A 14,901-nucleotide genomic window follows, 5' to 3' on the forward strand; every position below is an offset into this window, starting at 1 on the left:
GATCCCTCAGAGATGATGAGGTTGATAGGTTCGGGGTGGAAGCGTGGCGACACGTGGAGCTGACGAATACTAATCGATCGAGGGCTTAACCTAAAAAATTGGAATACGATGTTGCGTGCTATCTAGTTTTCAGGGAATACCTGAATAGTCTAGTGATGAAGGCGAAGAGGTCACACCCGTTCCCATGCCGAACACGGAAGTTAAGCTCTTCAGCGCCGATGGTAGTTGGGGGCTCTCCTCCTGCAAGAGTAGGACGTCGCTAGGCAAGTGAAGTCAGAGCATAGAGCTCTGGCTTTTTTGTTTTGTCTAAATGTGGTGTTGAGTCATCAGGGGTTGCTGAAAAGTGGTTTCGCAGATATATTCTCAGAATCGCGGATAAATGGCAAGATTTCGCGGATATAAATTGAAAAGCGCGGATATATCTAACTGTTTCGCGGATAAAATGAAATTTTCGCGGATATCCCCAGGATCGCTCGCCCCAAATGGTCTTATCTGAATGTGATTTTAACTAATCATTCCCTCAGATCACCGGTTTCGCTGATAAAATCACAAGATCGCCGATAAATGTCTTCCTTTCGCTGATATTTACCTCAAATTCGCCGATAAATTGAAATTTACGCCGATAAATCAATCATTTCGCTGATATCCGCTAAAAATCCCCCATCTCCATAACACAATTCAACCATCCCCCTCCAAAATTCACACGCAAAAGCACACAAAGACTATTAGAATTTCACATTTAGGGAATAAAAACGGTACGATAACTAAGAGAGGTGAGAAGATGAAGGATATCGTGATCGTTTGGTTTCGGCGGGATTTTAGATTAGAGGACAATACAGCATTACATAAAGCGATCGAGTATTGTGAGGAGAATGATGCACGTTGGGTCGGGTTGTTTCAATTGGATCCTCATTTTACTCAGACGATCGACTCGCATCATGATTATTTTTTCCAGACGGTGAAGCAATTTCAAGAACGCTGTTTAGATATGAAGCTGCCATTCCAGGTTGTGCATGGTGAGGCAGTTGATGTCTTTAAAAAAGTAACGAACGAGTTAAAAGAGGTAAAAGCTGTTTTTTTCAATCGAGATGATGTTGGTTATGGAGCAAAGAGAGATGAAAAGGTAAGGGAGTGGCTTGAGAGTGAATGGATTCAGGCACATGATTTTCAAGACTATTACTTGCATGCAGGAGAGGAAGTAAAGAAGGGTGACGGGACGATGTATAAGGTTTTCTCCCCTTATTACAAACAATGGAGTAAGCAGAAGAAACATGAGGTCGTAAAAATCGACGCTGACATGCTCAAGAAGTATGCACGCTCATTTAACGAGGAACTAGATGATACATCATCAGATGAATTTTCCTCTGTCCTGAATCAGTGTGATCGAGAGTGGCAGGGCATAGGGGAAGAAAATGCCCGGAAGCGTGCCGAGGCGTTTGTGAATGATCGATTAAAAGACTATGATAACAACCGCGATCTTCCTTATGTGGTTGGTACGAGTAGACTTTCTCCTTATCTTAAAACGGGATGTCTTTCAATAAGAACGTTATATCACTTAGTTGCAGAAAAAGATAATACAGGCGTCGAAGCCTACATACAAGAGCTTGCATGGAGAGACTTTTACGGAATGGTTCATTATCACTTTCCTACTTTACGAGAAGAGGAATTTCACTCCAAATATCGTGACCTCCCTTGGAATAGTACTGATGAAGAACGGCTGCAAAAGTGGAAAGATGGAAAAACTGGCTTTCCGATCGTCGATGCTGGGATGAGACAATTAAATAAAGAAGGGTGGATGCACAATCGCCTTCGGATGATAACCGCTTCTTTTTTGACCAAAGATTATTTAATCGATTGGAGACTTGGAGATAAGCATTTTGAAATGAAGCTGATCGATCATGATGAGTCTTCGAACGCAGGCGGCTGGCAGTGGGCAGCATCGACAGGTACAGATGCTGTTCCTTACTTCAGAGTGTTTAATCCGACTACGCAAGGTGAGCGTTTCGATCCTGATGGTACATTCATTAAGAAATATGTCGAAGAGTTGAGAGACGTTCCTTCGACTTATATTCATAAGCCTTCCAAAATGTCACATGATGAGCAAGTTGAAAGTAACTGCATGATTGGCAAGGACTATCCAGAGCCATCGGTTGATCATAAAGAGCAAAGAAAAAAAGTTTTAGCAGTCTATAAAGAACTTTCCTAAGCCAGGCACTTAAGTGCCTGGCTTTGTATTTGGATAACGTAAATCGAAATGCGCATGCTACATAAAAGAGACTTAGCAGCGGAGCTGATCGATGTGAAGTGGTTTCAAAAAACAATTAAGAAAGAGATGACCCTAGATGAAATGTTGGAGGACCTAGGCAAGTCTTCCGATTTTGTCACTTACCATAACAAGAAGAGTGCAATTTCTTATACGCTCATTTATTTTGCGTCTATTATCGATCCAGCACAGCTACATCGAAATGTGCTGCCAAAACTCAATGAATGTAAGATGCAATCACTTGATGAGCTTGAGGCTAAAATCCCAATCCAGAACTTAGAGGTCACATCGGATGTAAAGAAAATACAAGAGCGCTTGATGAATGGTTATTTAGCTGTACGCTTATCAAAAGATTCCAATGTGTTGTTGATGGATTTAAGTCTTACAAAATCAAGAGACTTATCTGCTCCTGAGATCGAGTTTAGTGTCATGGGACCAAAAGAGGGCTTAATCGAAGACCTTCAAACGAATATGAACTTGATTAGGAGACGAATCCCTCATCCAAAACTAAGAATGAAGCAGATCACGATTGGAACTGTTTCAAAGACCAAAGTAATTGTTATCTACATTGAAGATATTGCATCAGAACAAAATGTGAATACAGTCATGCAACGACTTGAGGATATAGATTTCGATATAATAGCAGATTCATCCTTCCTCGGACAAATGTTAGAAGACAACTCTTTTTCCGTTTTTCCACAAATGATCGATACGGAAAGGACAGACAGAATAACTGGGCACCTGAATTACGGAGCAATTACAATTCTGGCAGAGGGATCATCCAATGCATTGATCGGTCCAATTAATTTTGGACAACTTCTAGTATCATTCGAGGATTATTATTTAGGATGGAATATTGCATCATTCTTTAGGATTATAAGAATGTTTTCTATTATAATGTCGATCGTTGCAACCCCTTTGTATGTAGCTGTGTTAACGTACCATTTTGAATTGTTCCCTTCAAAACTTCTTGCAACGTTGATTTCTTCAAGAAGTGACATTCCATTTATCCCTGTTATCGAGGTGCTATTCCTTGAGATCACCATCGACCTCTTGCGTGAAGCAGGAGCGAGAATGCCTTCTAAAGTCGGACAGACTCTCGGTATCGTGGGAGGTATCGTCATTGGGACGGCAGCCGTAGAAGCATCCCTTACAAGTAATATCCTTCTTATTATTGTAGCGCTGTCTGCGCTTGCTTCATTTACAACCCCTGTATATCGAATGACGAATACGATTAGATTCTTAAGGTACCCATTGATTCTATTTGCACAGTTTCTTGGTTTGATAGGAATTGCTTTATTCGGTTTATTTGTTCTGGTTCATTTAATTAGACTTACTTCATTCGGAAGTCCATATCTTGCTCCGCTATATCCGCCGAGGCTTATGGATTGGTATGATTCGTTCTTTCGCTTACCTTATGTAATGCAAAAAAAGAGGGCTCATTTCTTTCGAACAGAAAAAGTTTCAAGGTTCTTTGATAAGAAGGAAAAAAAGCGGAATTCACTTGACTTCGATGAGCAGTAGAGGGTGAGAATTTTGGAAAATAACCGTAAAAAAGATCTTCTTGTTTCCTCTTTCCTAGTGATGTTTATCATTCATAGCAATCAGGTTGGCGTCGGTATTCTTGGCTTTCCAAGGTACATCACTCAATATACAGAGCAAGATGCATGGATTGTCGTTCTTATAACCGGGCTTATTTTTCATTTATTTGTGTGGATGATGTACGTCATATTAGGTGAAGGTACCGATGATATTATCGATTTGCAGAAGAAGTGGTTTGGGAGTTGGATTGGAGGATTTCTCAATCTACTCCTAATGATTTATTTATTACTTGGTGCTGTAATCATTCTAAGAACTTTTATAGAAGTTATTCAGGCATGGATGTTTCCTGAGTTGCAAACGTGGATTCCAGCGATTATGTATTTATTGTTAACTTATTATGTGCTTGCTGGTGGATTTCGCACGGTAGTAGGTGTTTCTTTTTTTGGAGTCATCTTTCCTCTTTGGTTAGTTCTTACAGCAGTGTCACCAGCGAAGTTCTCATCTTTTACGAATTTGCTGCCGGTTTTTGATCACTCTTTGAAGGAATTTGCAATGGGAACAAAGCAAATGACGTTGAGCTTTCTAGGAGCTGAAATGTTATTGTTTGCTTACCCTTTTCTTAAGGATCCTAAAAAATCGAAGGTCTGGGCTCATATTGGGATCATGGGGACTACAATCATTTACCTCATCGTTATGGTGATCTCAATTGCTTTTTATAGTGGTGAGCAGCTTCAACAAACGATTTGGTCTACGTTAATTTCATGGAAAGTAGTTGAACTTCCATTTGTGGAGCGGTTTGAGTATATCGGCATTACGTTTTGGTGCTTTGTTATTTTTCCTAACATCTGTCTAAACATTTGGGCTGCAACAAGAATCGGTAAGAAAACGTTACATATTAAGCAAAAACATTTTTCGATCGTCTTGCTAATAGTTGTTTTTATAGCGTGCGTCTTGATTGCGACCCGTGAACAGATCGACATGTTAAACACGGTTACTGCCTCGATCGGTACGTATTTTTTCTATATTTATATTCCGTTTATCTTCTTGTTTAGTGTCATTCGAAGGAGGGTGACGAGGTGAAAAAAAGGCTAGCGGTATCACTCATGACTTGTTTTCTTCTGACGGCTTGTGTTTCAACTGAAATCATTGATGAAGTCCCAGTCGTGTTTATTGCAGGATACGATAAAGGGAGCGAAGGAAAGATTAAAGGGACTATCTCTTTACAAAGGTTTAAACCAAATCAGGAAGTAGAGACGAGAACCTTTCAGGCAGAAGCACATACTTCAAAAGGACTTCGAAATCAGTTGAGCGGGGTTCCTAAGCCTTTAACGATTGGAAAAATGGCCGTGATGTTATTTGGTGAAGAAGAAGCGGAACATGGCGTTTTAAGGGTGCTAGATAGTTTTCTTCGCGACCCTGCCTCTGGACGTTTAACGTATGTAGGTGTAGTTGAAGGAAGCGCGGGAGACTTGATTAAAGAAGAATATGAATATCTTCAAGGAATTGGACCTTTCCTTCAAATATTAATCAGACAGTCGATCGAATATGGAAATATGCCACAAAACAATCTTCATCTATTTGATTATAAATACTATGGAAAAGGGATGGACCCCTACATGCCACTTCTAAAGAGGAATGAAGAAGAGATCTTCATTTCTGGTTTAGCTCTATTTAAAGGGGAAAAGATGGTTGGGAAACTAGACTTAGAAGAAATGTTCATGTTTACATTGATCAATAAAAACCATAAAGCAGGTTTGTTTGAAGTTTCTCTTTCAGATGGGAATTATGCTACGCTTCATAAAGTGAAGTCTGAAGTGGTTTATAAAATTGATGATGGAAACACTTCACCTGACGTGTCGATCAAAGTGGATATAAAAGCAAATATCGCTCAGTATACTGGAGATAAACTAGACGACAAAATTAAGAAGATGATTTCGAAAGAGTTTGAAGAGAAAATTCAGAAAGACAGCTTGAAACTTATAAAGAAGTTCCAAGACTTAAAGATCGACCCTCTAGCGTTTGGTGATCGAGCAAGGAGCCAGACGAGGCAATTTAACTTTTCCAATTGGGAAGATCAGTATCCTAACCTCGAGATCAAGGTTAAAGCCAATGTTGAGATTCTAGAGTCGGGTGTTATCGATTAATCGTCTTACTTAAGGATTTAACGCATTACACCATCAATGAAATTACGTTACAAGCATGATATAGTAGAAAAAATGCAGTGTACAGGGGGAACTTACATGAATGAAAAAGAAATCGAAATCCTAGAAATATTAGAAGACAATGCGCGCATCCCGTTAGAGGTGCTTGCTGATATGGTGGACTTACCCGTAGAGGAAGTGGAAAAGAGCATTCGTTCTCTAGAGGAACAAGACATTATTTTAAACTATTCATCCGTTATCAATTGGGATAAAGCGGCAGGAAAAGATGGTGTCGTTGCGATGATTGATGTCAAGGTAACGCCAAAAAGAGACGTTGGGTTCGATGATGTAGCTGAACGTATTTATCGTTTTCCTGAAGTGAAGACTGTCTATTTGATGTCGGGTGCTTATGATCTTTCCGTTCAAATCGAAGGGAAAACGATGAAAGAAGTAGCGTTCTTTGTTTCAAATAAGCTGTCTACGCTTGATTCTGTTCTTTCGACCACGACTCATTTTCTGTTGAAAAAATATAAGCATGATGGTGTTATTTTTGAGCCTGAACAGAAAGATAAGCGGATTGTGGTGTCACCATGAGTCAGGTTCAAAGCGACTATGTTTCAAAAAATGCTGCGAAGCTAAAACCTTCTGGCATTCGTAAGTTCTTCGATCTCGCATCTCAAATGGATAATGTCATTTCTCTTGGTGTTGGTGAGCCAGATTTTGTAACACCATGGAATGTTTGTGAAGCTGGCTATGCTTCCTTAGAAAATGGCTATACGGCTTATACCCCTAATGCGGGTTTGTTGGATTTACGTCAGGAAATTTCGTCTTACTTAAAAGAACAGTTCGCACTGTCGTATTCTGCTGAGTCAGAAATCATCTGCACGGTTGGGGCAAGTCAGGCAATCGATTTAGCATTTCGTTCCATACTGGACGCTGGCGATGAGGTCATTATCGTGGAGCCTGGATTCGTTGCGTATTCACCTGCAGTTACCCTTGCAGGAGGGACACCTGTGCCTCTTGAAACGGTGGAGGAAGATGAATTTAAGCTTACACCTGAGAAGTTGAAGTCAGCGATTACAGAGCGGACGAAGGCAGTTCTCATCTGTTTCCCAAGTAACCCAACAGGCGCAACGATGACAGAAGATGAATTGAAGGCTGTAGCCAAAGTTATTGAAGATCACGACTTACTCGTGTTATCTGATGAGATTTATGCTGAGCTTACGTATGATCAACCGCATTACAGTATCGCTCGAATACCTGGAATGAGAGAAAGAACGATTTTGATTTCAGGATTTTCAAAAGCCTTTGCGATGACCGGGTGGAGACTTGGTTACGTGACTGGACCTGAAGAAATTTTGAAGGTAATGCTGACGATTCATCAATATACGATGATGTGTGCTCCAACGATCGCACAGCATGGCGCACTTGAAGCACTACGGAACGGTCGTGAAGATCTAGAGCGTATGAAGCGTAGTTATCGTCAGCGAAGGAACTTTATTGTGAAATCATTTAACAGGATGGGGTTATCTTGCCGCATGCCAGGAGGTGCATTCTATGCATTTCCATCTATTCAATCGACAGGGATGACTTCGGATGAGTTCGCGGAGAAACTGCTGCATGAAGAACGCGTAGCGGTTGTACCTGGTCATGTATTTGGAGAGGGAGGCGAAGGGTATGTCAGATGCTCTTACGCAACATCCCTTGAATCCCTTCAAGAAGCTGTGAAACGAATCGAGCGGTTCGTCGATAAATACGCGAGCAATTAAAGAAAGCCGTCCAATAAGGACGGCTTTAACTATTGCTATTGACAAACAAAAGCCTCCCTATCTAAAGGTAGGCTTTCACATCAATGACCTGTTGAATCATGGTCATGCGTCTTCGCTTGCTGTGAAACGAGCTGTCGAAGTAGTTCGTTTTGTTCCTGGTCAGACGCAGTTTTTCGCTTCATGAATCCCATTGCTTTAAAGATAAAGACGATCGTTAAGATCACGATAAATAAAATGATTGCCATGTAAAGGAAACCGAATAAACCGAAAAGGATACCCATTCCTTCCATCATACCTTGGTTTTGGTTCATGATATGTCACCTCCTATAGATAGTCGTCCAATACAAGTTTACATGATTGCAATTCATTTGTAATGCAATTGCTTTTACCTGCTATATTTCTTATAAGGGAGAGATTTACCAGAAGCTTTTCTCAAAAAACGTGTTATGATATTATTATCAGGTTGGAGAGTTCGGAATTCCCTCCTCTCGTAAAACAAAACTAGGGACCCATGAAATGTAGCATGCCTTCTCGTTGAAAGAAGGTTTTTTCATGCGTCTCCCTCTAATGAATAAAAGAAGGGAGCTTTTTTTATGTCTTTTATGATTCCTAAGAAAGTTGAATTGCTTGGAGAAGATATTCAAAAAAGCGAATTAAAATATCACAATAAGCGTGTGGCTGTCACAAAGGAATTTACGTTCGACGCAGCACACCACCTACACTGTTATGAAGGCAAGTGTAAAAGTATGCACGGTCATACGTATAAATTAGTTATTACGATTAGCGGGTATGTCAACGAGATCGGTATTTCAGTAGATTTCGGTGAGATCAAAGCATTGTTTAAAGATGTGATCGATTCAAAGCTTGATCACCATTATTTAAATGAAGTTCTTCCAAACATGAATACAACAGCGGAGAACATGATCGTTTGGATTTGGGAACAGCTCGATACTGCTCTTGATAGCCGTGAAATGCGAGATAATGGCCAGCGTCTCGAAGAGCTCGTTCTGTATGAAACACCGACAAGCTACGCAACATTGAAGCGAGAATGGATGGAATCAGAATGATGAAGTGGACATTACCTGAACGATCAGAATATATGAATTGGAACCTTCCTATGGTTGAAGTGTTTGAAACAGTAGAAGGAGAAGGGACTAGGGCCGGATTTCCAACTGTTTTTGTAAGAGTGTTTCATTGTAACCTTCGCTGTACTTGGTGTGATACGCCTTATAGCTATGCACCTGATAAGGCTGAGTACACGGCCACGATTTCAGATATTATCGATCAAATCAAGCAGTATAAGAGCAGGCATATCTGTTTCACGGGCGGTGAACCGTTGATTCATCGTGAAAAGTCATATGCTTTGTTACAAGCGATGGTAGACCTTCCGCATATTGAAGATATTCACATCGAAACGAACGGTGCGATTGACCTTGCACCATATGAACAAGTTAGACGTGAAGATAGCGATTGGGAGAACAAGGTTCGCTTTGTGATGGACTATAAGCTTCCTGATTCCGGTGAGCAGCATCGTATGCTTCATGATAATTTCGCCCTGCTCGATGAACAGGATGAAATCAAATTCGTTATTGGGTCTGACGAAGATTTCGATGTGGCGACGGAGGTTGTGGCTGAGCATCATGATAAAGGCCAGGTTCTTTATAGTCCTGTGTGGGAAACGATGCCACCGAATAAACTCGTTCAAAAGATACTCGATGCTGGACTGAGTAGGGTGAAACTCAGCATGCAGCTTCATAAAATCATTTGGGATCCTAATAAAAGAGGTGTGTAGATTTGAGTAAAAAAGCAGTCATCGTATTGAGTGGTGGACTTGATAGTACCACCTGTATGGGAATGGCGAAAGAAAAAGGATATGAGCTTTATCCAATTACATTCCACTATGGGCAAAAGCATAATCGTGAAGTCGAGCAGGCTAAGAAGGTGGCTGAGTACTATAACGCGCCAGACCACCGCATTGTAAATATTAGCTTTCTGAACCAAATTGGTGGGAGTGCACTAACAGATCAATCGATCGATGTTCCAACTGATATGGATGAAGACGAAATTCCTGCAACGTACGTACCTGCAAGGAATATGATCTTTCTTTCGCTAGCATCGGCATATGCTGAAGTAATCGGTGCAGAGGCAATCTATATCGGGGTGTCAGCGGTAGATTATAGCGGTTATCCGGATTGTCGTCCTGAGTTTATCGAGAGTATGAATGAAACGGTAAACCTTGCAACAAAAGCAGGAGCAACTGGTAGTAACATGGTGATCGAGACGCCATTGATCGATTTAACGAAAGCTGAAACGGTTAAAGAAGGGTTAAGGTTAGATGTGCCTTATGAGTTGACCACTTCTTGTTACAACGGAGAAGAAGAAGCTTGTGGGGAATGTGATAGCTGTCGTCTTCGATTAAAAGGATTTGAAGAAGCAGGTTCAACTGATCCGATTCCTTATAAAGGGTAATAGATTAAAAGAAGCGCCGGGCCGGCGCTTCTTTTTGTTTCCCCCTTCGACAAATACCGGGTGGTGCCTGTCACTCGACAGGTCACTCCGCAGGGATTTCCCCTGTATAGGTGGAGGAAGGGCGGATGATGCTGTTGTTTTGGTTTTGTTCGTATACATGTGCGACCCAGCCTGCACATCTTGCTGCGGTGAAGGTCGGAGTGAATAATTCTGTTGGAAGCTCGATCGAGCGCAGGATGGCAGCTGCATAGTATTCGACATTCGCATAAAGGTTTCTTCCTGGCTTATGCTCTTTTAGTAGTTCAACAGCTTTGTTCTCCACTTCATGAGCTAGCTTAAATTCCTCATCATCATAGAAATTTGAAGTGATGTCACTGAGCGCAGCAGCTCTTGGATCGCGTGTTTTATAGATGCGATGGCCGAAGCCCATTAGCTTTTCTTTATTTTCCAATTTCCTTTTTAAGACGCGATCTGCACTACCGTCTTTCTTAATCTCTTCAAGTAAGTCGATGACTCCCGTTGGCGCACCACCATGCAATGGTCCTTTCATTGCACCGATCGCACCAGCAATCGCTGATACGAGATCACTTTCTGTTGAGGCGATGACGCGGGCAGTAAAAGTTGAAGCGTTCAAACCATGTTCCATCGTTAAGACAAAGTAAGCTGACAACGCCTTTACATGATTTTCATCAGGCGTTTTTCCTTTTAGCATGTACAAAAAGTTTGCAACATGCGACAGCGAAGCATCTGGTTCAATGATCGGATCTCCTTGCAATGATCTGTAGCGATACGAAATGATCGTTGGGATGAGACCCACGATGTTGATTCCTTCTTGTTCCGTGGAAGGAAACGTGTCTGCCTTGTTACCCATGGATGAAACTACCGTTCGAATTACAGCCATCATATCCATACTTTCAGGTAGTCGGTCTAGTATGTCTTTTTGATAAGATTTGAGATATCTTGCTTCTAGAAGTTTAGTAGAAAATTCTTTAAGAGCCTTTTCATCTGGAAATGAACCATTCCACAAGAAATAAACAACTTCTTCGAATGACTTTTCTTTTGCTAAAGTGGAAGCCCACTCCCCACGATAGACGAGTTGGCCTTTTTCACCGTCAACAAGACTGATTTCTGACTCAGCAGCAACAATTCCCTTTAATCCAGCATGAACCATATCATCAACTCCAATCTATATTCTTGTTTTCAGTGTATCGTTTCGCTATCATTATGACTAATAAATAATAATGGTACTATTGATAGGGAATCGTAATTGATTGGAGGGAAAGATATGAACCTGAACTGGCTTCGAACGTTCGTTGCCGCAGCCACCTATGAAAACTTCCGAGAAGCATCAGAGAAGTTGTATCTCGCTCAACCCACTGTATCGGTACATATTCAACAGTTAGAAAAAGCGCTGAACAGTAAGCTCTTTGTGAAGAACGGGAGACGTGTGGTGCTTTCAGAAGCAGGAAGACAGTTCCTTCCTTATGCAAAAACAATGGTCGACCACTACAATAGCAGCCTTCAACATATGTCGGGGTGGAATCAAGGGTACGATAAGAAGATAACGATCGCTGTATCCCCCTTACTAGCTGCGACCCTCTTGCCTTACGTTCTGCAGCAGTTTATGAAACAGCACCCTTCGATAGAAGTTGTGGTAAAGGTGAGTGAGTCTACTGATATTGGAGATAGTGTAGCTGATGGATCAGCTGACTTAGGGTTATCGAGGATGGCTGCCATACAGCAGCATCTCACATCAGAAAAAATGGGGCCAGATCCAATAGTGCTCGTCGTTCCTCATGATGGTGGTGATGCCGAAACGAGTTTGCCGTTAAGTCTTGAGGAGTATTGTAACCATACAACATTGCTTACGTATTCACACCCAGGGTATTGGGAAGAGCTATTGATCGAACTACGTGCAAGGTATAAAGGAATTCGGACGATGGTTGTCTCTCAGGTTCATGTGACAAAGCGTTTTATTGAGGAGGGTCTTGGATTTTCTTTTCTTCCAAGGTCCGCCGTTCAGAGGGAGCTGCTTGAAGGAAGGATGCTAGAAGTGGAAACGAGTGAAATCAAGCTTCCGACAGTGTATACGTATATGGTCTATCACCATATATCACGAGAAGCGAGTCTATTTAAAGAGTTCCTAGAAAGATATATGCATTAAAATGCCCGACCAGTTTCCTGATCGGGGTTTAAGCTGCCCTTCGGACGTTTACATCAATAAGTCGTCAATCCCCAAAGCTGCCAGCCTTTTTCAACCTGGTTCGTTGCATAAAGGTGAATGTGGACGGGGAAGTTCGTCGACTTCTTCGTTACAAGCACATCGACAAGGTAGCTCTGATCGGCAGTTTTTTTGCTACATGCTTTGACAGCTGGTTTATAGTAAGGAGAAGAACGATTTAGTTTTGTTGTGGACAACACACGCCAACTTTTGGCATTAGGGTCCTGAGTCATTAGTGATGGAACGACCACCTGTAGTTTTGCCTGAAGTTCTTGAACAGAGCTCGGTTTATTCACCTTTTGAAGCTTAGGGCAATCCCCTTGTAGTAGTTTAACTGGTAGCGCAGCTTCTGTTTCATTTGGTGAGATGAGGATACCCATCATTAGAAGTAGATGTACGATCATCTTCATAATACGTAACCACCTTTCGATGTTTATATTCTCCATTTTCGGGGATTTTTATGTATAGAGATAAGAACCTACGTTCTTAATAGAAGGAGGGATAGAATGAAGCCTTCCATTCAAAGCCGTACGTCCCGAACGATCTTGACGAAAGGGAGCGGTTTTTTAAATGGATATAGTCATACGCTGAATCCTTACGCTGGCTGCGCGTTTGGTTGTTCCTATTGCTATGTTAGGAGAATGCCGATCGCTTTGTTTCGAGAGGAAGATTGGGGAGAGTGGGTGGACATTAAAGAAAATGGCGTCGCTCTATTAAAGAAAGAGATTCCAAAAGCAAGGAAAAAAGGGAAGGTTTCGATCTTTATGTCCTCCTCTACAGATCCTTACCAACCGATTGAATACAAAACAGAATTAACTAGAAGCCTTCTTGAAGCTATGCTTGAAGAGACACCAGATTTTCTGTTTCTTCAAACAAGGTCACCTCTTGTGACAAGGGACATTGATTTGTTGAAAAAGCTTGGCAATCAAGTTCTCGTCAGTATCACGGTCGAGACTGATTTAGAGTCAGTAAGGAAGATTTTCGCACCTCAAGCGCCGCCGATAGGAGGGCGATTGAAGGCATTAAAAGAATTACGAGAGGCAGGGGTGCCCGTTCAAGCGGCTGTTGCACCGCTATTACCTTGTTCAGAGGATTTCCCTGAGAAATTGCATCGTGCTGTAAACCGAGTTACGCTGGATGATTTCTTTATGGGAGATGGAAGCGGTGGAAAAAGGACAGAACAGCTCGGAATCCGTAAATTGTTTGAAGAACACGATTTAGGGGATTGGTATGATCGGAATACCTACTTGAAAATAAAGAATCGCTTATTAGAGAAGTTTAACGAAGGCAACATCTTCATTTCTCAAGAAGGATTCTATCCTCCAAACTAAAAAGCATGGGGCATGCCCCATGCTTTTGTTTATTATTTAAGCTTTTTCGCTGTGCCACTTAAGATCTTCAAATGATCGTTCTCATAACCGACTTGATAAGTCACATTGTACATTGATGTTTTTGTTTTTTGATCATCAGTCCGCTCTTGTGCTTCGATTGTTGCCGTTACTTTTACTTCTTCATTGTTTTCATTCAGCGTGCCCGCCATGTTTGAAACTTCTACATCGAGGGTGCGAATATACCCACTTCTAAATTTTTCGTAAGGCATTTCGTTTTGCCAGCGGCTGCCGAGAAGAGAATAGGCTGTTACATAATCTTGTGTCGCGAGGCTTTCGTAAAAATACCCGATTAAGTACTGTGCATTCTCTTCAAAATCTTCGCCAGTGAGTCCTTGTGGAGTCGAGACAGACTCTTGGCTCTCGTCATCGACAGTTACTTCTACTGGGTCGTTTGACCAGGATGTAAGCTGTTCGATCACATTCTTGATCGGAATACTGAACCCGATTGCTCCGGACTCAGTACCAGCTGAATTGATTGCAATCGCTTCGCCTGTATTCGCATCAATAAGAGGACCACCACTATTTCCGTCTGTAATGGGAGCGGAGATCTGGTAAATGTTCTCATATCGGTACGGTTCAAGAATGAACTCCCTGTCGAGGCCGCTGATGATTCCTGTCGTGACGGTGTTTTGTAAGCCGAGTGGGCTCCCGAGCGCGATGATATCATCACCAACTTCAGCCATTCTTTTTTCTGCGACAGGTAAAGGAGCTGCATCTTTCAGACCAGGAACCCGTAAGACAGCTATATCGATTGTCTCACCCATACCGATTACTTGCGCTTCGAATTGTTTGGCGTCGGATGTTTTTACGATGATCTTTTCAGCATCTTCAACGACATGCGCATTTGTAATCACATCACCCAGATTGTTATATAAAAAGCCAGAACCAGAAGAGGTTCCGTCTTTTAGCTGCACGTTGATCTGCACGACGCTTTTTTGAGTATCATGGATGATGCTTTTTAAATCCTCACTATCTTCTTTGGAGCTTGTTTTATCAGACTCCTCTCCTAAGGAAGAAGTGGCGTTGACAGTGGTACTGTCATAATGGTCATATAAATAATAAAAACCCACGCTGCCTCCTACTATCAAAAGAAATGAGGCAGCTA

General features: G+C 41.7%; 15 protein-coding genes and 2 rRNA genes. 13 read left to right on the plus strand and 4 right to left on the minus strand.

Annotated elements, in window-relative coordinates:
* The 8 genes from ACXAHI_RS12170 to ACXAHI_RS12205 all read left to right on the plus strand — a co-directional run.
* Positions 1-93 (plus strand): 23S ribosomal RNA (locus ACXAHI_RS12170); the annotation flags it as partial.
* Positions 94-148: 55 nt separating this feature from the next.
* Positions 149-265: ribosomal RNA gene (gene rrf / locus ACXAHI_RS12175) — 5S ribosomal RNA — on the plus strand.
* A gap of 516 nt (positions 266-781) precedes the next feature.
* Positions 782-2,206, plus strand: a complete 1,425-nt coding sequence (locus ACXAHI_RS12180) for a cryptochrome/photolyase family protein (RefSeq protein ID WP_474848171.1) — start codon at positions 782-784, stop codon at positions 2,204-2,206.
* A 93-nt stretch (positions 2,207-2,299) separates the two neighbouring features.
* Entirely contained in the window at positions 2,300-3,787 is a 1,488-nt protein-coding gene (locus ACXAHI_RS12185; RefSeq protein WP_474848173.1) for a spore germination protein, read from the plus strand.
* A 12-nt stretch (positions 3,788-3,799) separates the two neighbouring features.
* Positions 3,800-4,885, plus strand: coding sequence for a GerAB/ArcD/ProY family transporter (locus ACXAHI_RS12190; RefSeq protein ID WP_474848175.1), 1,086 nt, complete (start codon positions 3,800-3,802; stop codon positions 4,883-4,885).
* Positions 4,882-5,949, plus strand: a complete 1,068-nt coding sequence (locus ACXAHI_RS12195) for a Ger(x)C family spore germination protein (RefSeq protein ID WP_474848177.1) — start codon at positions 4,882-4,884, stop codon at positions 5,947-5,949. Before ACXAHI_RS12190 ends, ACXAHI_RS12195 begins: the two co-directional genes overlap by 4 nt.
* Positions 5,950-6,045: 96 nt before the next feature.
* Complete coding sequence (locus ACXAHI_RS12200) at positions 6,046-6,540, plus strand: Lrp/AsnC family transcriptional regulator (protein WP_474848179.1); 495 nt, start codon at positions 6,046-6,048, stop codon at positions 6,538-6,540.
* Positions 6,537-7,715: an aminotransferase gene (locus tag ACXAHI_RS12205; protein ID WP_474848181.1), complete on the plus strand. Its 1,179-nt coding sequence runs from the start codon at positions 6,537-6,539 to the stop codon at positions 7,713-7,715. Before ACXAHI_RS12200 ends, ACXAHI_RS12205 begins: the two co-directional genes overlap by 4 nt.
* 80 nt (positions 7,716-7,795) lie before the next feature.
* Here the strand turns inward: ACXAHI_RS12205 and ACXAHI_RS12210 are convergent, their stop codons facing one another.
* Entirely contained in the window at positions 7,796-8,026 is a 231-nt protein-coding gene (locus tag ACXAHI_RS12210) for a hypothetical protein (RefSeq protein ID WP_474848183.1), read from the minus strand.
* A 282-nt stretch (positions 8,027-8,308) separates the two neighbouring features.
* On the opposite strand from ACXAHI_RS12210, the gene queD reads away from it, so the two are divergent.
* From queD to queC, 3 genes are read left to right on the plus strand one after another with little or no spacing between them, the layout of a single operon-like run.
* Positions 8,309-8,782, plus strand: a complete 474-nt coding sequence (queD, locus tag ACXAHI_RS12215) for a 6-carboxytetrahydropterin synthase QueD (RefSeq protein WP_270180657.1) — start codon at positions 8,309-8,311, stop codon at positions 8,780-8,782.
* Positions 8,779-9,507 (plus strand): 7-carboxy-7-deazaguanine synthase QueE, encoded by a 729-nt coding sequence (locus tag ACXAHI_RS12220; RefSeq protein WP_474848185.1) that lies wholly within the window; start codon positions 8,779-8,781, stop codon positions 9,505-9,507. The genes queD and ACXAHI_RS12220 overlap by 4 nt, the downstream gene beginning before the upstream one ends.
* Before the next feature lie 2 nt (positions 9,508-9,509).
* Complete coding sequence (queC, locus tag ACXAHI_RS12225; protein ID WP_474848187.1) at positions 9,510-10,184, plus strand: 7-cyano-7-deazaguanine synthase QueC; 675 nt, start codon at positions 9,510-9,512, stop codon at positions 10,182-10,184.
* Positions 10,185-10,266: 82 nt separating this feature from the next.
* Here queC and ACXAHI_RS12230 read toward each other — a convergent pair whose 3' ends face one another.
* Entirely contained in the window at positions 10,267-11,355 is a 1,089-nt protein-coding gene (locus tag ACXAHI_RS12230) for a citrate synthase (protein ID WP_474848190.1), read from the minus strand.
* A 114-nt stretch (positions 11,356-11,469) separates the two neighbouring features.
* On the opposite strand from ACXAHI_RS12230, the gene ACXAHI_RS12235 reads away from it, so the two are divergent.
* Complete coding sequence (locus ACXAHI_RS12235; protein ID WP_474848192.1) at positions 11,470-12,348, plus strand: LysR family transcriptional regulator; 879 nt, start codon at positions 11,470-11,472, stop codon at positions 12,346-12,348.
* 53 nt (positions 12,349-12,401) lie between these two features.
* Here ACXAHI_RS12235 and ACXAHI_RS12240 read toward each other — a convergent pair whose 3' ends face one another.
* Entirely contained in the window at positions 12,402-12,815 is a 414-nt protein-coding gene (locus tag ACXAHI_RS12240) for a hypothetical protein (RefSeq protein ID WP_474848193.1), read from the minus strand.
* 96 nt (positions 12,816-12,911) lie between these two features.
* On the opposite strand from ACXAHI_RS12240, the gene ACXAHI_RS12245 reads away from it, so the two are divergent.
* Entirely contained in the window at positions 12,912-13,736 is an 825-nt protein-coding gene (locus ACXAHI_RS12245; RefSeq protein ID WP_474848195.1) for an SPL family radical SAM protein, read from the plus strand.
* 32 nt (positions 13,737-13,768) lie between these two features.
* Here ACXAHI_RS12245 and ACXAHI_RS12250 read toward each other — a convergent pair whose 3' ends face one another.
* Positions 13,769-14,866, minus strand: a complete 1,098-nt coding sequence (locus ACXAHI_RS12250) for a S1C family serine protease (RefSeq protein WP_474848197.1) — start codon at positions 14,864-14,866, stop codon at positions 13,769-13,771.
* Positions 14,867-14,901 lie beyond the last annotated feature (35 nt).

Source organism: Anaerobacillus sp. ABD4_527, assembly GCF_056160805.1.